The following is a 19,997-nucleotide window of genomic DNA, read 5'->3' as shown; positions in this document are numbered from 1 at the left end:
TCACGATCATCCTCACGCGCTTCGACGAGGTTCGAAAATGAAGACGATAAGTACCCTGTGCATGCCGTTGGGAGGTGAGGGGCTTGATAGCCAGTCCATGGCTGCCGCCCTGGCGCGCGCCGAGCGGAAGGAACGCTGGACACTGCTGTCGCTGACCCTTCCCGGTTTCCTGCTGGTATTCGTGGTATTGGCCATTCCGCTGGCCTGGCTGTTCTGGTTGTCGGCTTTTGACAGCAGTGGCGCGCTGACCCTGGCGAACTACGAACGCCTGTTGCGGCCGGTCTACATGAGCAGCTTTGTCATCACCTTCAAGGTGGCGTTCTGCGTCACCCTGATCTGCGTGTTGCTTGGCTATCCGTTGGCCTACCTGCTGTCCCAGTTGCCTGAACGGGCCGGTCAGATCTGCATGGCCTTTGTCTTGCTGCCGTTCTGGACCTCGATCCTGGTCCGAACCTACGCCTGGCTGGTTCTGCTGCAGCGCCAGGGCATCATCAACAATTGGCTGCTGGACCTGGGGCTGATCGAGCAGCCGCTAGCGCTGGTCCACAACTTCTTCGGCACCGTGGTGGGCATGGTGCATGTGATGCTGCCATTCCTGGTGCTGCCGCTCTACGACAAGATGAAGAACATCGACCCGCTGCTGCTGTCAGCCGCCGCCAACTGCGGTGCCACGCCGTCCCAGGCATTTCGCCAGGTGTTCCTGCCGCTATCCCTGCCGGGACTGGCCTCCGGCATTACCCTGGTCTTCGTGCTCTGCCTCGGCTTCTACCTGACGCCGGCACTGCTGGGTGGCGGCCGGGTGTCCATGTGGTCGATGAAGATCAGCGACACCATCGCCCTCTACGGCAACTGGGGGGCTGCCAGTGCGCTCGGCGTAGCATTGTTGGTGGTCACCGTACTCATCCTGCTGGGAATGAGAAGGGTGTTCGGTCTCAACGACTCGGGGAGGAAAGCCTGATGCTCAATCTCAATGAAGCGGTGACACCAACCCAGATCACCCACCTGCATCGCCTGTGGCTCTACTGCCTGGTGGGTCTGATTCTTCTGTTCCTAATCATTCCCTGCCTGATCGTCATCCCCATGTCGTTCTCGGCTTCGCAGTACCTGGAGTTCCCGCCGCGGGAGTGGAGCCTGCGCTGGTATGAAGCGTATCTCGGCTCGCCGGAGTGGATGACTGCGACCTGGGTGTCCTTCAAGGTGGCGATCATCTCCACCTTGGTCGCCACAGTGCTGGGGACTCTGGCGGCCTACGGGCTGTCTCAGGTGCGTGGTGGGCTGGCGAAACTGGCCAACGGACTGATGATGCTGCCCATGCTGGTGCCGATCATCCTGGTAGCGGTGGGCGTGTTCTTCGTCTATTCGCGCACTGGCCTGAACAACACCGTCACCGGGCTCGTACTGGCCCATAGCGTACTGGCGATTCCATTCGTCCTGATCGCGGTGGGCAACGGCCTGCAGGGATTCGACATGAACCAGGAGATGGCGGCTCGCAGCCTGGGAGCGTCCCGTACCTGGGCGTTCCTCACAGTGACCCTGCCGCAGATTCGCTTATCGATCTTCTCCGGCGCGCTCTTCGCCTTCATCGCGTCCTTTGATGAGGTAGTTATCGCGTTGTTCATCGTGGGCGGGGAGAGCTCGACCCTGACGCGTCGTATGTTCGCCAACATCCGCGACCAGATCGACCCGACTGTGGCGGCCGTCTCTACATTGATGATCGTGCTTTCGATCCTGCTGCTGGTGGCGATGCAGTACATCAAGGGGCTGGAAAAGCGGCGGCAACCCGCGTCGGCTCCTGTCTGATTGCGATTGGCTGGACTTTTGCGTGGCTTTGGCCACGCTTTTTTTTGCCCGTCCTTTTAGCGTCCGGCTCTACGTGTAGCCACTATCGGCTGGGGCTTCGCCAAGGCGTGGGGAGAAGTGGAACGCGTCTCGTCTCCCCCGTGGGCAGTGGTTCTACCTTGTTGCAAACAATCGGTACCCGTTCAGTGCTCAGCGGCTGGTGCGCGCCCATTTGAGCGTCGTGCCGCAAATGAGCAGCCTGTTATGCCCTCCTAAAAATTTCTCTGAAGCGGCGGTACTCAGTGCATAGGACATTGACTTCAAGGGCGGCTGAACAGGCCAGTCCCGGGGCGAGATAGGTCGATGCGTCGGGTATCACTTCTAATTGCTGGAGTCATGCAAGCGGCAACCTGCCCCTCAGGTTCCGGTCGTCGTGCTTACGCCGAATATTGCTGAGAAGAGGCTGCAACTGAAGAACGAAAGTCGTGGCGGGGGACGATTGCAATTGGAACGAGTGTCCGCGGCGTGCAAATCTTCGGCTTGTTCATGGTGGTTCGGGGCAATCGGAGGGGGCAAGAGGGAACCGCCATGCCGCTGGCGTGGTGCGGCATGGCGGGGTACTGCAGGGGCGAGTGGATTACTCGAAGTAAATGGTCTTGGCGGGGTCGTAAGCGGGAGCGTCGAAGCTGATGAATAGGGCCGGTTGGCCGCCTTCGACGTAATACTTGTGGGGGACGTTCTGCGGGATGGACACGTAGTCGCCAGGCTTGAGTAGGCGCTCTTCCTTAGGGGTGACTACCCGTGCACTGCCTTTCAAGAGGATCAGCGAGTGGTCGGCGTCCGGGTGGCTGTGATTCTTCAGCTCGGAGAACATTTCCACCAGATTGACGCGCTTCTCCGTTGTCTTCACCAGGGTCCAGCCGCGGTCGCTGGGATCATTCCAGTTGGTAGGACTGGCCATGATTGCCGCCTGAGTCTTGATGACAGGGGCAGCAGCCTTATCCGAGGTGGTCAGGTCTCCGCGGGCGCTGCTCTGCATGCTGATGACCGGTACGTCGAAGCCGAGTAGCAGGGGCTTGGTCTCGCCGGCCGGGGCCATCTGGTAAGTCTGTCCCGCCGGAATGGCCACATAGTCCCCGACCCCGAGGGTTCTCCGCCCATCGGCGAAGGTGAAGTCCACCTTGCCTTCGAGGACGATCAGCGTGCGCTCACCCTGAGCATGCCGCACGGCCGGAGCGGTTTCATCAAGGCGGATAATGCTGGTGCGGGACAGGCTGGTCGTATGCATGTCCCAGATTTCCTGGCCGAGCAACGTTTCTCCTGGTGGCGTGCTCAGCAGTTCACTGCGGTGGACCAGAAGCAACTTGTCTTCCGCCTGTGCTGCAGTCGCGGACATCAGTAAACCGAACATCAGGCTCAGCGGTGTGGCTTTAGCAAGGGTACCGATCATGCTGCATCCTCTTTCTTGTTGGTGGGGTTGGACCTTTTACGTCAGTAGCGGGTTAAGGCCGCTGCGAACGACGCGGCTATGCAGCTCGCGACCAAGTGCCGCTTCGCATTCGGCGGCAACTTCGAGCATGGCTTCGAGGTCAATTCCGGTCCGAACCCCCATGGATTCGAGCAGGTTGATCCAATCCTCAGTGCACACATTGCCGGTATGCCCGCCGCCGTACTTGACCTTGGCCGGGTGTCCGCCCACGCCGCCGAAGGCGCAGTCGTAGTAGCGGACGCCGGCTTCCAGGGCCGCGACGTAGTTCACCAGGCCGGTAGCGCGGGTATCGTGAAAGTGAGCGATGGGCGTGATGTTCGGGAACTCGGCAAGCACCTTGACGAAGAGGTTGCGGACGCTGTGGGGCGTGGCGACGCCAGTCGTGTCGCCCAGGGTGACGAAACTCACTCCACGCTCGGCGAATGCCGCGACGTCCCGAAGCACACTGCTCTCATCCACCCGGCCTTCGAACGGGCAGCCGAAGGCCACCGAGATGGTGCCGATTAACCGAAATCGACCGTTGGCAGCCCGGGCCATCTGTTCAATGTTTTGCCATTGATCCTGACGACTGCGCTTGAGATTGCGCTGCGAATGGGACTCCGAGGCGGATACCAGCAGGCTGATCTCATTGGCGCCAAAACCCGCGTCCAGGTCAGCCAGGGCTCGTTCCACGGCACGCACATTGGCGCAGGTCGCCTTGTAGAAGACATCCTGCTGGCGATAGAGACTCGCCAGCAGGTCGCTGGCGTCGGCGAATTGGGGGATAACGGCAGGATTGGAATAGGACGTGGCTTCCACCCGGTTGAATCCGATGCTGGCGAAACGCTCCACCAGCTTGCGCTTGGTGTCGGTGGGCAGGAAATCGGGTTCATGCTGCAGGCCATCTCGAGCGAAGCACTCGCACAGGATCACGTCTTTCATGAGGGGCGTTCCAAGGTGACGGGATGAAGTGGTTGACAATGTGAACAAAAGCTACTGAGATATGGTTCACCTTGTCAACCTTATTCGGCCGTCATTTTGGGGGCCGAAACCGCTGCCAATGCGGAATCCGTTCGATTGGCGCCCCGTTCCCATTGCAGGAGGAGTGAGCGATGTACACCGAGTTGATGTTTTACATAGACGGGGTATGGACTGCCGGTGAGGCGGATCGCACCTCGCCGGTTATCAACCCAGCCACGGGAGAGGAAATCGGCCAACTGCCGTTGGCTTCCAGGACGGATCTCGATGCGGCTCTGGATGCGGCGGCGAAGGGTTTCGAGAAATGGTCGATCACTTCGGCCTATGACCGCTCTGCCATCCTTCGCCGCGCTGCTGCGTTGGTTCGTGAACGGCATGAACACATGGCGCGCTGCATGACCCTGGACCAGGGCAAGCCCATTGCGGAGTCCATGCTTGAAGCCAAGAGCGCAGCCGACCATATCGAGTGGTACGCGGAGGAGGGGCGGCGCGCCTACGGGCGGATCGTGCCGTCGCGCAATCCCGCCGTACGTCAGTTGGTGGTTCGTGAGCCCGTCGGTCCGGTCGCTGCCTTCACCCCGTGGAACTTCCCGATCAACCAGGCTGTGCGCAAGATTGCCGGCGCCCTGGCGGCCGGTTGCAGCATTATCATCAAGGCGCCTGAAGAAGCCCCTGGCTCAGTGATCGAGCTGGTTCGCTGCTTCCATGATGCGGGCGTGCCCAAAGGCGTCTTGAACCTGGTGTTTGGTGTCCCGGCCGAGGTTTCTGATTACCTGGTCCGCTCTCCCATTATTCGGAAGGTGTCGTTCACTGGCTCCACTGCTGTAGGGCGAAAGCTGGGTGCCCTTGCCGCAGAGCACCTGAAGCTGACCACCATGGAGTTGGGCGGACATGCGCCTTTCATCGTTTGTGAGGACGCTGACCTGGAGGCGGCTGCCACTTTGGCCTGTGGGCTCAAGTTTCGGAATGCCGGGCAAGTGTGTGCTTCGCCTTCGCGCTTTTACGTGCACGATGCGGTGTTCGAGCGCTTCGCCCGGCGCTTCGGCGAACTGGCCGGGCAGCTCAAGGTGGGCGACGGCTTTGATACGTCTACGCAGATGGGACCCCTGGCCAATGCCCGGCGCGTGACCGCCATCCAGGAGCTGGTGGCCGATGCATCTGACCTTGGTGCGGTGGTGGTGACCGGAGGTAAGCGGATTGGGCAAAAGGGCAACTTCTTCGAGCCCACCGTGCTGGCGGATACCCCTGCGCAGGCGCGACTCCTTTGCGAAGAGCCTTTCGGGCCCGTGGCGCCACTATTGCGCTTCGATGATCTGGATTCGGTGATCCGCCAGGCCAACAGCCTGGAGTACGGCCTTGCAGCCTTCGCATTCACGGCGTCCCTGAAGACTGCCACTGAGCTTGGCAACCGGCTGCAGAGCGGTATGGTTTCGATTAACCATTTCGGTTTGGCTCTGCCGGAAACGCCGTTTGGCGGCATCAAGGCGAGCGGGCACGGTAGTGAGGGTGGTACTGAAGGGCTTGATGCCTACCTGACCACGAAATTCATCAGCCAGGTAGGGTGTTGAAGGCCCTTTGAGGTCGGCGGGTTGCGGGACCTCCCTCTGCGGTCTACTGCATTGCCGGATTCGTGCCCGTACTCGACCCACATCTCGAGGAAGTGGAGGAAAACCTCCACTTCCGCATCTCAGGCACCTGACCCCTTGTAGCCCATGTTCCAGGATATCCGCAGGGCGGAGCGTCTCAGCGCCTCGATGAGCTTCTCATCGGGGGCCTTGGAAATATGCTGCACCGTTCCGACCAGCGCCAAGGTTCCTAGCAGCTCGGTATTCGGGCCGAAAATCGGCGCCGCTATTGCGGAGATCCCCAAAGTCTCTTCCTCGTAAGCTATTGCGTAGCCTCTCAGTTGAGCCTGGTTGACCTCGCGCGCAAGGTCCGTCTGGTCGGTCAAGGTGAAGGGTGTGTGAGGCTTCAGCTTTCCATTGACGCCAGCGCTCAGTTGGCGTGCAAAGGCGAGCGCGATCTTGCCCTGTGCATTGCAATGCAGCTCCAGCTCGGTTCCCGGTCGAACGCCTATTTCCAGCGCGGCCTTGCCGACACTGGTCGTCAATACCTTCAGCCGTCGCCCCTGCAGGGCGGAAAGCACCACCGACAAGCCGATCTCTTCGCGAAGGTCGCGCATGACGTCGGCCGAGGCGCTCAGCAGGTCGACACTGTTGGCTGCCGCCTTGCCCAGCATGTATGCACTGATCCCGAGGCTGTAGCGGGAGGTCGCCGGATTCTGGTTCAGGTAACCCCTGTCTACGAGCGTCCTCAAGTGGCGGAATACCGAGCCCTTGGTGACGCCCAGGCGTAATGCCAGTTCGCTCACGCTGATCTCGTCCGACGCGGCGGCGACCTGCTCCAGAACGTCCAGGGCAAGTTGGACGGATTTCACCCCTCCTTTCCCAAGATCGTCACTCATGGTGCGTCCTCGACTCATGATTCATTGAAGGCTGTCCTGGTGCCGACAGCGATGATGGCAAGGTTACTGCATTGGCGACGCTGTTTGCACAGGAGAAACCTGATTTCATTTTCTCCTCTCTCGTCAAGCAACACGGACGACGGCAATTCCGAGGTTCGCTTCATTGCGTAAGCCACGCCTGCGCCCATGTAACCGCTTGAATCCACAGGTGTCCTGGCAGTGACATCTGATGGTGCACTGTATTGGTTCGCTGAGCGAAACGCGGTTACCTTAAAAGAAACAAAAAGTATTTGACGATGATGCCGGATGGTCGTAAAAATAAAACCACGTACCGCATATGCATACAGAATGACACGAGGAACGATCATGACGACAAGCGCTTCGGACCTGGCGAGCAGGGACATCGCCCATCACCTTCATCCCCAGACCAATCTGCGCCTGCATGAGCAGGTGGGGCCCTTGATGATCGACCGCGGCGAAGGCATCTACGTCTTCAGCGAATCGGGCGAGCGCTACATCGAGGGCATGTCCGGGCTGTGGTGCGCGACCCTGGGCTTCAGCCAGCCGCGCCTGGCCGAGGTCGCCTTCGCCCAGATGAACAAGCTGCCCTACCAGCAGACCTTCGCCCACCGCAGCAGCGGCCCCGTTGCGCAACTTGCCGCGGCGCTGGTAGAGCGTGCACCGGGCGGGTTGGAGAAGGTGATTTTCCAGAGTTCCGGTTCCGAGGCCGTGGACACCGCGATCAAGCTGGTGCGCTACTACCACGGAGCGATCGGCAAACCTGGCAAGTGCCGGGTGATCGCACGCCAGCGCAGCTATCACGGCACCACGCTGGCGGCCGCCAGCCTCACGGGCCTGCCCAACATGCACAATGGCTGGGGCGAAGGGCTGGCAGACGTGATTCACGTGCGCTGTCCGCACCTGTATCGCCAGGGACTGCCGGAGGAGAGCGAGGAAGATTTCGCCACACGCCTGGCCGCCGAGCTGGAGCAGACCATCCTGGATGCCGGCCCGGATACCGTCGGTGCCTTCTTCGCCGAGCCTGTGATGGGGACCGGGGGCGTGATCCTGCCGCCGGCCACCTACTTCGCCAAGATCCAGGCGGTGCTGCGCAAGTACGAGATCCTCATGGTGGCCGACGAGGTCATCTGCGGTTTCGGTCGCACCGGCCATTACTGGGGCTCGCAGGCCATGGGGCTGGAGCCGGACATGCTGACCTGCGCCAAGGGCCTGTCGGCGGCCTTCCAGCCCATCTCGGCGCTGCTGGTGTCGGATCGCATCTATCAGGTCGTCGCCGACCAGAGCGCCGCCCTCGGCGGGTTCGGCCACGGCTATACCTATGGCGGCCATCCGGTGGCCGCCGCGGTAGCCCTGGAAACCCTGCGCCTTTATGACGAGCTCGACATCCTCGGCCGCGTTGCCGAAGTGGCGCCTCGATTCCAGGCGGGGGTGCGCGCCCTGGGCGACCACCCGATGGTTGGCGAGGCGCGCGGGGTCGGCCTGATGGCGGCGCTGGAATTCGTCGCCGACAAGGACAGCAAGGCGCCGTTCCCGGCGGAACTGAAGGTCGCCGCCCGGGTTGCCGCTGCCCTGCAACGGCGCGGCGTTCTGTTGCGCGCCCTGGGTGACGTCCTGGTCATGGCGCCGCCGCTGATCATCGATGCCGATCAGGTGGAGACTATCCTGCAGGCATTGGCTGAATCCCTCGATGAAGTCCACGCGGGTATTCAGCAATGAGATCGAACTCCGTGATAGCCCTGAAGAGGGACAGCATGGCCGTCGAGCCTTCCGCCCCCGTGGCGGCGAGCGCAGCGCCCCTGGTGCGCTTCGAGCAGGTCCACAAGACCTATGACGAGCGTAACTGGGTGGTCAACAACCTCGACCTGGATATCGTCCAGGGTGAGTTCCTGTCGCTGCTCGGTCCCAGCGGTTCGGGCAAGACCACCACGCTGATGATGCTGGCGGGCTTCGACTCCCCCGATCGCGGGTGCATCCTCATGGATGGCCAGGACATCAGCCGCCTGCCGGCCTACAAGCGCGACATGGGGGTGGTGTTCCAGAGCTACGCGCTGTTCCCGCACATGAGCGTCGCCGAGAACGTCGCCTTCCCGCTGAGCCTGCGCAAGGTGCCGACCGCCGAGCGCCGCCAGCGGGTCAGCGAGGCGTTGGCCCTGGCCCGTCTCGAGGGCTTCGAATCGCGCCGCCCGGCCCAGCTTTCCGGTGGTCAGCAGCAGCGCGTGGCCCTGGCGCGTGCGCTGGTCTACCGGCCGCGCATGCTGCTGATGGACGAGCCCCTGGGGGCGCTGGACAAGGCCCTGCGCGAACACATGCAGCTGGAGCTCAAGGCGATCCACCGTCAGCTCGGGATCACCTTCGTCTATGTCACCCACGACCAGGAGGAGGCCATGACCATGTCCGACCGGGTCGCGGTGTTCCATGACGGCAAGATCGCCCAGATCGACCGGCCGCAGGCCATCTACAGCCGCCCCAGCACGCGCTTCGTGGCCAATTTTCTTGGCGAGACCAACCTGCTCGAAGGCACCCTAACCCAGCGCGAGGGCGCGAGCGCACGCATACGCCTGGAGGAGGACGGCTCCCTGCACGAGGTGGCCTGTGCCGACGCCCAGCTGGGGACCGGAGATCTTGCGGCCCTGGCCATACGTCCCGAGAACGTGCGCCTGGCCAGGCCCGGCGAGCCGGCCCTGCGGGCCACCGTGACCGACAGTATTTTCCATGGCGCCCACTGCATCCTGCGCATGCACCTGGCACGGGGTGGCGCGCTGACCATGAAGTTCAACCCGGGGCATCTCGGACGCCCGCTGCCAATACCGGGGGAGGTCGTGGACCTGGCCCTGCCAGCCGAACACGCGCTGATCCTGCGTTGAGGCGCCATAACAACAGAGATTCCTGCCGAACTCGACGACCACGTTTTGCTACTGCTGCCAACCACAAAGAAGATTAACGGCTCGGAGACAAACCATGTTCAAGCAACGCCCGCTTCGCTCCCTTTCCTTCATGCTCTGCGGCCTTGCCCTGCTGGGTGGCACCGCCCAGGCCCGCGACCTGACGGTGACCTCCTGGGGCGGCGCCTACCAGGAAGTGCAACGCAAGATATTCTTCGAACCCTACAGTCAGGCCACCGGCAACAAGGTGCTGGAAGATTCCTGGGACAGCGGCATTGGCATCCTGCGCACCAAGGCCGAAGGCGCCGACAGCGGCTGGGACGTCGTCCAGGTCGAGGGTGAGGATCTGCAACTGGGCTGCGGCGAGGGGCTGTTCGTCAGCCTCGACTTCAGTCGGATCGGCGGCAAGGAAAGCTATATACCCGGCGCTGCGAGCGAGTGCGGGGTAGGGGCGGCGGTCTACAACTTCGTACTCGGCTATGACAAGTCACGACTCCAGGGCGAACCCCAGGGCTGGGCCGACTTCTTCGATCTGCAGAAATTCCCGGGCAAGCGTGCCTTGCGCCAGGGACCGAAAGGCAATCTGGAAATCGCCCTGATGGCCGATGGCGTGGCTCCCGCAGACGTCTACAAGGTGCTCAACACCCCCGGCGGCGTGGAGCGCGCCTTTGCCAAGCTGGACAGCATCAAGGGCCAGTTGCTGTTCTGGAAGGCCGGCGGCCAGCCGATGCAACTGCTCGCTTCTGGGGAGGCGGTGATGACCAGCTCCTACAACGGCCGCGTCACCAATGCCGTCAAGCAGGACCACAAGCCCTTTGGTCTGGTCTGGAACCAGTCCCTGCAGACCATGGACAGCTGGGTGATCCTGGCCAACTCGCCGAACGTCGACAAGGCCTACGGGCTGCTGAAAGTGATGGGCACCCCTGAGCAGCAGAAGCTCTGGCCGGCGCTGCAGCCGACCGGCATCACCTCGGTCAAGGGGATCGCCGAACTCGACTCCGCCGTCCTGGCCGACATGCCTGGTGCACCGCAGAACAGCAGCAATGTGCTGGTGCTCAACGACAGATTCTGGGTCGACCGGATCGACGAGTTGAATGCCAAGTGGACCGCCTGGTCCGCCAAGTGACAGTTGCCGAGGCCCTGAAATGACTGCAATCGTCCACGCCGGTTCGGAGCCCGTGGTCGCCCGCAAGGACCGACTCGGTCTCTTGCGGGCCTACGCCCTGCTGGCGCCGCTGCTGATATTCCTGTTGGTGACCTTCGTCGGTCCGATTGCCACGCTGCTCTGGCGTGGCGTGGCCGACGCCGAGCTGCCGCAGGCCCTTCCCGCCACGGCACAGGCGGTGGCCCGCTGGAACGGCGCCTCGCCACCCGATGAACGAATGTTCCAGGCCCTGGCCGGGGACCTGCGCAAGGTCGCCCCCAAGGATCTGGCCGGCGTCACCCGGCGCCTGTCCTACGAGGCCCCGCAATTGCGCGCAATGCTGGCTGCCGCCAAGCGTGCCGCCGGCGAGCTGGACGGCTCGTCGCGCAGCATGGCGGCGTTGGACCCGCGCTGGCTGGACAACGCGACCTGGCAGACCTTCAAGCGCGCCAGCGGCCCCGTGGGCACCTATCACCTGCTGTCGGCGCTGGATCTCAAGCACGACTACATCGAAGGGGTGGTCGACAAGGGTGAAGAGGGGTTGTATCGCTCGATCCTCGCCCGGACCTTCACCATCGCCGCAGTGACCACGGTGTTCTGCGTACTGCTCGCCTTCCCCTTGTGCGCCTTCCTCGATCGCCGCATGGACCGTACGCGGAATCTGCTGCTGCTGCTCATCCTGCTGCCGTTCTGGACCTCGATTCTGGTGCGCACCACGGCCTGGATGGTCCTGCTGCAGGACCAGGGGATAGTCAACACGCTGCTGCAGCGGATGGGGCTGATCGACAGCCCTGTGCACCTGCTCTACAACCGCTTCGGAGTGATCCTGGCCCTGGTCCACGTGATGTTGCCGTTCATGGTCTTCCCCTTGCTGGCGGCGATGCGCTCGCGTAACCGGCTGCTGGTGCAGGCGGCCTACTCGATGGGCGCGCGGCCCGTGTATGCGTTCTTTCGGGTCTACCTGCCGCAGGTGCTGCCAGGGCTTGCCGCCGGGGCACTGATGGTCTTCATTGTGACCCTGGGCTTCTACATCACCCCGGCGCTGATCGGCGGTCCGGCCGACCAGATGATCAGTTTCTACATCGCCCAATTCACTACCGGCACCCTCAACTGGGGCCTGGCATCGGCCCTCGGCCTGGTGCTGCTGGTGGTCACCACGCTGCTCTATCTGGTCCAGGCGCGCCTGGCGCGCGGAGGGAATCAATGATCCGCAATCCCAACAGTGGTCGCCTGGCCTTGGCTGGCGACCTGGGCCTGTATTTCGGTGGCTGGGTGGTCCTGGCCTTCCTGGTGCTGCCGATCCTGATCGTGCTGCCGCTGTCGTTCAGCGACAGCCGCTACATGTCGTTGCCGCTGGGTGGCTTCACCTGGCGCTGGTACGACGACTTCTTCGGCTCCACCCAGTGGCTTGGCGCGCTGTTCAACAGCTTTGCCATCGCGCTGCTCAGCACTTTCCTGGCGGTGACGCTGGGTGGCCTGGCCGCACTCGGCCTGCGCCATCCCCGCCTGCCGGGTCGGCGCGTGGTGGAAGTCCTGCTGATCGCACCGATGATCGTGCCGGCGGTCATCGTCGGGGTCGGCATGTACTTCGTGTTCTCCAGCCTCGGCCTGACCCGGACCTTCGCTGGCCTGGTCTTGGCCCATACGACGCTGGCAGTGCCCTTCGTGGTGATCAACGTCGGCTCCGCCCTCAGCGGACTCAACGAGCGCCTGTTGTGGGCAGCGGCGAGCATGGGGGCGACGCCCTGGGTGACCCTGCGCAAGATCACGTTGCCCCTGGTGGCGCCGGGGCTGGTTTCCGGCGGTCTGTTCGCGTTTGCCACCTCGCTGGACGAGGTGGTGGTGACGCTCTTCCTCGCCGGCCCCGACCAGCGAACCCTGCCCCGTGAAATGTTCACCACCGCCCGCGAGGCGCTGAGCCCCGTGCTGTTGTCGGCAGCGACCATCATGGTGCTGTTCGCTACCGCATTGCTGGTCCTGTCGCAGTTCCTGGCCAAGCGCAAGGGCGATTGAGCCTGCGTGCGATTACCGAGGCCTCTTCCTGCCCTTACTGTGTCGGCAAAAGGGCAGGGTGGGGCCTCGCTCTTTTGACGAAGCTCCCCAGCGACGTTCAGGCCAGATGGTTGCGGTGCTAAGAGAGCGCCGGCAAGGCCTGCCGTTGATAGGTGCCGGCATGCAGCCGTTCGCTGATTTCCGCCGCCGCGGATTGCAGCTCGCGCAGCATGCTCGGCGGCGGCGGGGACGGAATGGCCGAGCTGGGTCCGACTATGCCGATGGTGCCGACTATCACGTCGTGTTCGCGGAATATTGGGCAGCAGAGGGCGTTGATCCCCATGGTGATTTCACTGTCCGCATCGTCGTACATTCTTTCCCGGATCAACTCCAGGCGCTCGGCCAGCTGCTGCGGTTCGCACAAGGTGCGCTCGGTCAGCGGTGCCATCTTGCGGCGCATCACCCGCTGCTGGCTGGCGGTGTCGGAGAAGGCCAGCACGGTGCGGCCCTGGGCCGAGCAGTAGGGCAGCACGCGGTTGCCCGGCTTTACGGAGATGCACACGTTGGCCTTCGATTCGACGCAGGACACCACCAGGGCCGTATCGTGGGTCGCCACCGCGAGCAGGGCGGTCTGCCCGGTGGCGTCGCGGATGCGGGTCAGGTACGGATCGGCCAGGGCGCGCAGGTCGAACTGCTCGCTGGCCGCTTCGCCGTAGGCCACCAGGCGGGCGCCAAGGCGGTATTTCTCGCTGGTGGGGTCCTGTTCGAGTATGCCGAGCTGGCGCATCGAGGCCAGGTGCCGATAGGTCCGCGGCTTGGCGGTCTGCAGCAGCTGGGCCAGCTCGGTGACGCCCAGCGGGCGCCGCGCGGCAGTGAGTTCATCGAGCAGGCGGAACACCATCTCCACCGATTCCAGCAGGGCCGGTCCGCTGGACCCGCCTTCGGTCTTCTGGTCGTCAGCGTTCACAATCCATCTCCTGGGGCTGGGCTGAGGTAGGCTGAATTGTATCGCTTGCCGAAATGCTTGTGTTGGTGTGCGACACCAATTTCAGCCGAGGGATGGATGGCTTCGAGCGTTTCGGGAAGCTGAAGCACAACTGCCACCCTTGCCGAAGGCAGGGGTGGCAGTTGTTTGGCGAGCTTGATCAGATAGCCTGGCGGTGGAATCAACCCACCTGGCTGACGAACTTGGTGGTCAGGTAGGCCTCCAGCCCCTCGCTGCCGCCTTCACTGCCGTAGCCACTGTTCTTGATGCCGCCGAAGGGGGTTTCCGGAGCGGCCAGGCCGAAGTGGTTGATCGAGACCATGCCGCTTTCCAGCTCGTCGGCCAACAAGGTGGCGCGCTGGATCGAACGGGTGAAGGCGAAGGCGGCGAGGCCGAAGGGCAGGGCGTTGGCCTTGCGGATCACCTCGTCCAGGTCGTCGAAGGCGATGATCGAAGCGATCGGGCCGAAGGGTTCCTCGCTCATGATACGTGCCTGCTCCGGCACGCCGGTGAGCACCGTGGGCGCGTAGTAGAACCCTGGCTGAGCCGGACGTTCGCCACCCAGGGCGAGCTGGGCGCCGACGGCCAGTGCGTCGTCCACGTAGGCTTGCATCGCCGTCACGCGGCGCGGATTGGCCAGTGGTCCCACCTGGGTGTCGGCATTGGTGCCATCGCCCACCTTGAGCGCAGCGCTGGCCCGGCTGAACGCTTCGACGAAGCGATCGTGGATGCCGACCTGGACGTAGAAACGGGTTGGTGACGCGCAGACCTGCCCGGCATTGCGGAACTTCAGTCCGGCGCCCAGGGCTGCGACCGCGTCCACATCGACGTCATCGCAAACGATGAAGGGCGCGTGGCCACCTAGCTCCAGGGTGCAGCGCTTGAGGTACTGCCCGGCCAGTGCACCAAGGGCACGACCCACCGGGACCGACCCGGTGAAGGACACCTTGCGGATGACCTCGGAGCGAATCAGGTAGTCGGAAATCTCCGCCGGAACACCGAACACCAGGTTCAGCACCCCTGGTGGCACGCCGGCATCCTGGAAGGCCCGGCAAAGTTCGATACAGGACGACGGGGTTTCTTCCGGGCCCTTGGCGATGATCGAGCAGCCGGCGGCCAGCGCCCCGGCGATCTTGCGTACCAGTTGGCTCACCGGGAAGTTCCACGGGCTGAACGCCGCCACCGGACCGATCGGCTCGCGCAGCACCATCTGCCGGGCGCCACGTACCCGTGGCGGAATCACCCGGCCGTAGGCACGACGGCCTTCTTCTGCATACCAGTCGATGTGGTCGCCAGCGCCGAAGGCCTCCATGCGCGCCTCGGCAAGCGGCTTGCCCTGTTCCAGGGTGATCAGCGCGGCAATTTCTTCGGAGCGCTCGCGGACCAGGTCGGCAGCGCGTCGGAGAATCCGCGAGCGTTCATAGGCCGAGGTCTTGCGCCAGGTGTCGAAGCCTTTGCTGGCGGCGGCGAGGGCGCGGTCCAGGTCGCTGCGATCGGCAAACCCCAGCTGCGCGATGACTTCGCCGGTCGCCGGATTGAACACCTCGCCTTGGCGTTCGTGGCTGCCGGACGACCATTCTCCATCGATCAACAGCGATTGGATGACTTGCATTGGGCTGGTTCCTCGAGGGTTGTTTCATTGTTCTTTACAGAGAAATAAAGTTCTCTATGGAGATACAATCCTAGTGACGGAATTTTGCCGGTGTCAAGGGTTGTGCGGGAGAAAAAGGCGTTGACGGCAGATATGGATGCGGAGTAGTTTTGGGTCGTACAGAGAAATTGTGTTCTTTTCAGAGAAACGAAATCTGAAAAGACGAATCAGGAGACCCTCGATGAATCTGGCAACTGCCTTGCTCCACAACTGGAATGACCTGCCCCGGGAAACCGTCCGCAAAGGTGTGGAGCGCGTTGGCTTTCGGGGCGACGACACCATCTGCGTGATGAACTGGCTGACCCCTGGGATGGACGTCTTTCCCCACAGCCACACCTTCGAACAGCTGGTGATCATCGTGCAGGGCCGCGTCCGCTTTCATCTGGGCGACGATGTCGTCGAAGGTGGGCCGGGCACCATGCTGCGTATTCCCCCGCATGTCGTTCATTACGCCGAGCCGCTGGGCGACGAAGTGGTGATGAACCTCGATATCTTCTCGCCGCTACGCGATGACTATCGCCACCTCGTGGAGTACCAGGCTGGTGAGTTCACCGAGAGCGGCAAGGAAGCCATCGCATGAGCGCGTCGAGCATGAGCTGGCGCCTGCGGGCGGGTGATCTGCTGCTGGGTAGCTTCATCAAGACTCCGGGCCACGCCAGCATCGAAATCGCCGGAATTGCCGGCGTCGACGTAGCGGTGCTCGATGCCGAGCATGCCGGGTTTACCGCCCACAGTCTGGACATCGGGCTGTTGGCGTGCCGCGCGGCGGGTATCTGCGGCGTCGTGCGTGTTCCCGACAGCCGTCCTGCGACGCTTCTCCAGGCGCTGGATCTGGGGGCCGACGGTGTGCTGATTCCGCACGTTACCCGGGCCGCGCAAGCCCAGGAGGCGGTTGCGGCTTGCCGCTACCGCAATGGCACGCGCGGCTTCTCCAATTCTCCGCGGGCTGGTGGCTACGGGCGCAACAGTCTTTCCACGCATGTGGAAATCGAGGATGGACGCCACGCGCTGGTGGTCCAGATCGAGGATGCCGAAGCGCTTGACCACCTGGACGCCATCGCCGCTGTCGACGGCGTCGACTGCCTCTTCGTGGGGCGTGCTGATCTGGCGGTGTCGCTCGGTACCTATGATCTCGACCATCCCGCTGTCGAGCGCGCGGTGAGTCAGACCTTGCAAGCTGCCCAGCGAGCCGGCAAGGCCAGCGGCCTGTTCGTGCCTGCGATCGACGATGTGCAGCGTTACGTCGACCAGGGCGCCAGCTTCTTCATTGTCGGCTCTGACCAGGCGGTGCTGCGCGCCGGCTGGACTCGCCAGGCAGAGACCTTCCACAGCATTCGTACCCTCTGACTCCCATCCCAAGAACAAGGTGATGCCATGAATTCCGTACTGCCTGAAACCTTTTCCTCGGAACGCGAAGCTCAGATCGACCGTTTGCTGCACGGTGCCATCGACCTGCATTGCCACAGCGGCCCGTCCGTCATGCCGCGTTACTGCGACCATATCGAAGCCATGCAGGAAGCCTCACGGGCCGGGCTCAAGGCGGTCCTGCTCAAGGACCACTACTACAGTTGCACGCCCGTCACCACACTGCTCAACAAGCACTTTTCCGACCTCAATGTGCGCATGTTGTCCGGTGTGCCGCTGAACAACGCGGTGGGTGGCCTCAACGTGCACGCGGTGGAGCACGGCCTGAAGCTGGGCGCCGACCTGGTGTGGATGCCGACCTTCTCTTCGGCCAACCACATCGCCCATCACCACCAGGACGTGAAGTTCGTCGACAAGTTTCCCCAGACCACCCAGCGCATGCTGCAGCCGGTGCCACTGAGCGTGCTGGACGAGAACGATCAGCTGCGCGACGAGGTGAAAGCGATCCTCGACCTGATCGCAGCGCAGGACGTGGTGCTGTCGGCAGGCCATCTCAACATCCGCGAGATCTGGCCGCTGTTCGAGGAGGCTCGTAAGCGCGGCGTCAAGCGCCTGCTGGTCAACCACCCGACCTATGTGGTCGACGCCACGCTGGATGACATGCGCGAGTTGGCCAGGGGGGGCGTCTACATGGAGCATTCGATGTGCATGTGGGTGCCTGGCTCGAAGTTCAAGTTCTACGACACCGAGTTCCTTAAACAGGTGATCGAGGCGGGTACGGTGGACTTGACAATCCTCGGCTCGGACCTCGGGCAGCAGGGCAACCCGACCATCGTCGACGGCTTCCGCAATGTGATCGCCACCGTGCTGGACCTGGGCTATAGCGAGGAAGACGTGCGCAAGATGACGTCACTGAATGCCGCCCGACTGATGAATATCTGACCCGGAGAGCCAGCATGAGCCGCCTCGTTACCCAGGTCGCCAGCCTGACCCTGAAGAACCCGGTGATCTGCGGAGCCGGCGAACAGACGATGACCATGGCTGCCATACGCAGCGCTTTGGCTTCCGGCGCTGCGGCGGTGGTCGCGAAATCCACCAATGAGTCGGCGGCTGCCAAGGAGCAACTGGACAAGACCGACTACGTCCTGCTCGATGCGCAGTGGAACCGCCTGCCGTGGAACTTCGCACCGCCGCCGGACGCCATGCTGTTCGGTCGCTCCGGGCTGGTCCAGCGCGATTTCGATGAGTGGCTCGACGACCTGCAGCAACTGGACCGCGAAGCGCGCAAGCAGGACGCTTACGTCATCCCCAGCCTGATCCTCAGCGACCTGGAGCGCTGCGCGGCATTCGCCCGGAAGATTGAGGATGCCGGTATGCGCGTCCTGGAGCTCAACATCGGCGCTCCCCACGGCGAGGAGGCCGCCAAGGGGGCCATCGTGCTCGAGCGCGGTGCCGAGCGCATCGAAGCGATAGTGCGGCACATCCGCCAGGCGACGCGTCTGCCGCTGTGGATCAAGCTCACCGGGCAGAGCGAAGACGTAGTGGGGCTGGCCCAGGCAGCCCGTCGGGGCGGTGCCGACAGCGTGGTGATGATGGGGCGTTTCATGGGCTTCCTGCCGGACCTGGAGAGCGAGCGGCCATTGCTCGGCACCAGCGCCGCCATCGGCGGTGGCTGGGCCCTGCCGCTCACGGCACGCTGGCTGATGCTGACGCGCAAGGCCATTGGGGCGGACTACCCGCTGATCGCCACCAATGGCGCACGCAGTGGCCTGGATGTTGCGCGTTTTCTTCTGGCCGGAGCCTGCGCCACCGAACTCACCTCGGCCGTTTTCACCGGGGGCTACCGCGTGCTCAGCGAAGCTATCGAGGAACTGGATCGATACCTGTGCAGCCGAGGCCGCAATGTAAGCGAACTTCTCGGAATGGCTGCGGATCACGTCGAGACCTATCAGCAGCAACCTGATCGTCCCGGCTACTGGCAGGGCTTTGCTCCGAGAACTGAATGATGGCCAGACAAATCATTGGGCGGAACGCTCACTGGAAACGGATCGATCCAGAACTTGCTACGCGGCTCCGCGGGACGGTGATGTGCGATTGTGCATATCGGTCGCCTCCGATTCCGCAGGGGAGGATTGCCCGTATCCAGCGGCTGGTCCGGGAGATTGTAGATAGCTGGGAACTGTTACTACCCCCAGTGCCATAGAAGCTTGTGAAATTCGGTGCGATGGTGGGCGTGCTACCGCCATCGTTCAGAACACCGTTGTTGTAGGCCGTTCGCTAGGTTCTGTACGAAAAGTCGGTGCGGGTAGAATCAGCGGCCAATTTGATGTGGTCTATCAGAAGGACAAGCGCCCGGATGGTGACGACCAGCCCGACAACAGAGATGCGTCTCAGGGAAAGGATGCACTTTGGGAAGTGGCCTTGCTCGCTGACCTGTCGAATGCGGGTCTGTCCGCTAAAGCCGCGGAGCCGGATATCGTGGTCGATTTCGGAATGGGCGAGTATCCGATCGCCTGCAAGAAATTCTGGTCGGAGAAAGGCGTCGAAGGTCACGTCAGCAAGGGTGCCAAGCAGCTTGCCCCATTCGGAAACGGTGGAATCATCGCACTCAACCTGGATGATTTGCCACCGGCCGGCCGCCTCCTTTATGACCAGAACCGAGCGTCGGGTATGCAGTTTCTCGATGCCTTCAACATGGATTTCGTGAACCGCAATCGACGTGTTCTCCAAAGAGCCATCATGGACGGGAAATGTGATGGTTTCATCCTCTCGACAACGACGGCCGCTGTTCTCGCTGAGGAGAAAGAACCGTTCAACCTCGTTACGCAGACATCACTGTGGCACCTGAAGGAAGGGGCTGCGGATGGGCGCGAGCGGTTCCTGGCATTTGCACAGGCGCATCGCTCTGCGAATGGCGTGAGCCCGTAAATCCCGGGCGTGCCCGAAGCCATGGCTGCCGGTCGATCCGGCTGCCGTGGCTCAATCGGCGTGAAGAGAGGCAACAGGAGGCCTCAGCCGCCTGTTGCCTCTGAGGTCGTCAGCGGTCAGCGCCGGAGAGCCTCGAAGACGGCCGTGATCTCGTGTTGGCCGATGTGCGTGCGGCGTTGCGTCACGAGGATGTTGACAGCCGTGTCGTTCGCCTCAATCGCCTCGATTGCAGCATCCATCCGTTCCCACGGTTCAAGGTTTTCGATGGCTTCGTAGTCGCCGTACTTCTTGTCCCAGTTGCCAGTGATGTACATCGGCGCGGTTTCCAGCCGCGGCAACG

The 19,997-nt window shown here is 62.9% G+C and carries 20 protein-coding genes; 13 read left to right on the top strand and 7 right to left on the bottom strand.

The annotated features are described in order from the left end of the window. Positions 1 to 37: 37 nt before the first annotated feature. A complete protein-coding gene (locus TQ98_RS16730; protein ID WP_242443154.1) occupies positions 38 to 958 on the top strand; it encodes an ABC transporter permease in 921 nt (306 codons plus the stop codon). Beyond that, entirely contained in the window at positions 958 to 1,800 is an 843-nt protein-coding gene (locus TQ98_RS16725) for an ABC transporter permease (protein WP_044874656.1), read from the top strand. Before TQ98_RS16730 ends, TQ98_RS16725 begins: the two co-directional genes overlap by 1 nt. A 616-nt stretch (positions 1,801 to 2,416) precedes the next feature. On the opposite strand, the gene TQ98_RS16720 is transcribed toward TQ98_RS16725, so the two are convergent. Both TQ98_RS16720 and TQ98_RS16715 read right to left on the bottom strand, forming a co-directional pair. Beyond that, positions 2,417 to 3,229 (bottom strand): cupin domain-containing protein, encoded by an 813-nt coding sequence (locus TQ98_RS16720; protein WP_044874657.1) that lies wholly within the window; start codon positions 3,227 to 3,229, stop codon positions 2,417 to 2,419. A gap of 36 nt (positions 3,230 to 3,265) precedes the next feature. After that, entirely contained in the window at positions 3,266 to 4,189 is a 924-nt protein-coding gene (locus TQ98_RS16715) for a hydroxymethylglutaryl-CoA lyase (RefSeq protein ID WP_044874658.1), read from the bottom strand. 170 nt (positions 4,190 to 4,359) lie between these two features. On the opposite strand from TQ98_RS16715, the gene TQ98_RS16710 reads away from it, so the two are divergent. Then, positions 4,360 to 5,793 (top strand): NAD-dependent succinate-semialdehyde dehydrogenase, encoded by a 1,434-nt coding sequence (locus TQ98_RS16710; RefSeq protein ID WP_044874659.1) that lies wholly within the window; start codon positions 4,360 to 4,362, stop codon positions 5,791 to 5,793. A 119-nt stretch (positions 5,794 to 5,912) separates the two neighbouring features. On the opposite strand, the gene TQ98_RS16705 is transcribed toward TQ98_RS16710, so the two are convergent. Both TQ98_RS16705 and TQ98_RS27650 read right to left on the bottom strand, forming a co-directional pair. Continuing rightward, positions 5,913 to 6,689: an IclR family transcriptional regulator gene (locus TQ98_RS16705; RefSeq protein WP_044874660.1), complete on the bottom strand. Its 777-nt coding sequence runs from the start codon at positions 6,687 to 6,689 to the stop codon at positions 5,913 to 5,915. A 14-nt stretch (positions 6,690 to 6,703) separates the two neighbouring features. Then, complete coding sequence (locus TQ98_RS27650) at positions 6,704 to 7,093, bottom strand: hypothetical protein (protein ID WP_146036023.1); 390 nt, start codon at positions 7,091 to 7,093, stop codon at positions 6,704 to 6,706. Here TQ98_RS27650 and TQ98_RS16700 point away from each other — a divergent pair. From TQ98_RS16700 to TQ98_RS16680, 5 genes are all read left to right on the top strand, one after another. After that, a complete protein-coding gene (locus TQ98_RS16700; protein ID WP_044874661.1) occupies positions 7,056 to 8,426 on the top strand; it encodes an aminotransferase in 1,371 nt (456 codons plus the stop codon). The genes TQ98_RS27650 and TQ98_RS16700 overlap by 38 nt on opposite strands. Positions 8,427 to 8,461: 35 nt before the next feature. Beyond that, positions 8,462 to 9,574, top strand: coding sequence for an ABC transporter ATP-binding protein (locus TQ98_RS16695; protein WP_044874662.1), 1,113 nt, complete (start codon positions 8,462 to 8,464; stop codon positions 9,572 to 9,574). Positions 9,575 to 9,668: 94 nt separating this feature from the next. Next, positions 9,669 to 10,718 carry an ABC transporter substrate-binding protein gene (locus TQ98_RS16690; protein ID WP_044874663.1) on the top strand — a complete coding sequence of 350 codons (1,050 nt, stop codon included), beginning with the start codon at positions 9,669 to 9,671 and terminating at the stop codon, positions 10,716 to 10,718. Positions 10,719 to 10,737: 19 nt separating this feature from the next. Then, a complete protein-coding gene (locus tag TQ98_RS16685; protein ID WP_044874664.1) occupies positions 10,738 to 11,943 on the top strand; it encodes an ABC transporter permease in 1,206 nt (401 codons plus the stop codon). Then, positions 11,940 to 12,749: an ABC transporter permease gene (locus TQ98_RS16680; protein ID WP_052659242.1), complete on the top strand. Its 810-nt coding sequence runs from the start codon at positions 11,940 to 11,942 to the stop codon at positions 12,747 to 12,749. Before TQ98_RS16685 ends, TQ98_RS16680 begins: the two co-directional genes overlap by 4 nt. Before the next feature lie 118 nt (positions 12,750 to 12,867). Here TQ98_RS16680 and TQ98_RS16675 read toward each other — a convergent pair whose 3' ends face one another. Together TQ98_RS16675 and TQ98_RS16670 are read right to left on the bottom strand one after the other, a co-directional pair. After that, positions 12,868 to 13,695, bottom strand: a complete 828-nt coding sequence (locus TQ98_RS16675) for an IclR family transcriptional regulator (protein ID WP_103102993.1) — start codon at positions 13,693 to 13,695, stop codon at positions 12,868 to 12,870. Between the two features lie 199 nt (positions 13,696 to 13,894). Further along, positions 13,895 to 15,325, bottom strand: a complete 1,431-nt coding sequence (locus TQ98_RS16670) for an NAD-dependent succinate-semialdehyde dehydrogenase (protein WP_044874667.1) — start codon at positions 15,323 to 15,325, stop codon at positions 13,895 to 13,897. A gap of 220 nt (positions 15,326 to 15,545) precedes the next feature. On the opposite strand from TQ98_RS16670, the gene TQ98_RS16665 reads away from it, so the two are divergent. The 5 genes from TQ98_RS16665 to TQ98_RS16645 all read left to right on the top strand — a co-directional run bounded on the left by TQ98_RS16665 (position 15,546) and on the right by TQ98_RS16645 (position 19,657). Beyond that, entirely contained in the window at positions 15,546 to 15,944 is a 399-nt protein-coding gene (locus tag TQ98_RS16665; RefSeq protein ID WP_044874668.1) for a cupin domain-containing protein, read from the top strand. Then, on the top strand, positions 15,941 to 16,711 hold the full coding sequence (locus tag TQ98_RS16660; protein ID WP_044874669.1) for an aldolase/citrate lyase family protein: 771 nt from the start codon (positions 15,941 to 15,943) through the stop codon (positions 16,709 to 16,711). Before TQ98_RS16665 ends, TQ98_RS16660 begins: the two co-directional genes overlap by 4 nt. A gap of 27 nt (positions 16,712 to 16,738) precedes the next feature. After that, a complete protein-coding gene (locus TQ98_RS16655; RefSeq protein ID WP_044874670.1) occupies positions 16,739 to 17,671 on the top strand; it encodes a DUF6282 family protein in 933 nt (310 codons plus the stop codon). 14 nt (positions 17,672 to 17,685) lie between these two features. Beyond that, positions 17,686 to 18,735 (top strand): dihydroorotate dehydrogenase, encoded by a 1,050-nt coding sequence (locus TQ98_RS16650; RefSeq protein ID WP_044874671.1) that lies wholly within the window; start codon positions 17,686 to 17,688, stop codon positions 18,733 to 18,735. Positions 18,736 to 19,057: 322 nt separating this feature from the next. Beyond that, positions 19,058 to 19,657: a hypothetical protein gene (locus TQ98_RS16645; RefSeq protein WP_052659243.1), complete on the top strand. Its 600-nt coding sequence runs from the start codon at positions 19,058 to 19,060 to the stop codon at positions 19,655 to 19,657. A gap of 116 nt (positions 19,658 to 19,773) precedes the next feature. On the opposite strand, the gene TQ98_RS16640 is transcribed toward TQ98_RS16645, so the two are convergent. Beyond that, positions 19,774 to 19,971, bottom strand: a complete 198-nt coding sequence (locus tag TQ98_RS16640) for a hypothetical protein (protein ID WP_052659244.1) — start codon at positions 19,969 to 19,971, stop codon at positions 19,774 to 19,776. Positions 19,972 to 19,997 lie beyond the last annotated feature (26 nt).

It is taken from the genome of Pseudomonas sp. LFM046, from assembly GCF_000949385.2.
In the GTDB taxonomy this organism is placed as follows: Bacteria; Pseudomonadota; Gammaproteobacteria; order Pseudomonadales; family Pseudomonadaceae; genus Metapseudomonas.
Note: the sequence above shows the minus strand (reverse complement) of the source record. Positions and strands in the feature narration are given on the sequence as shown.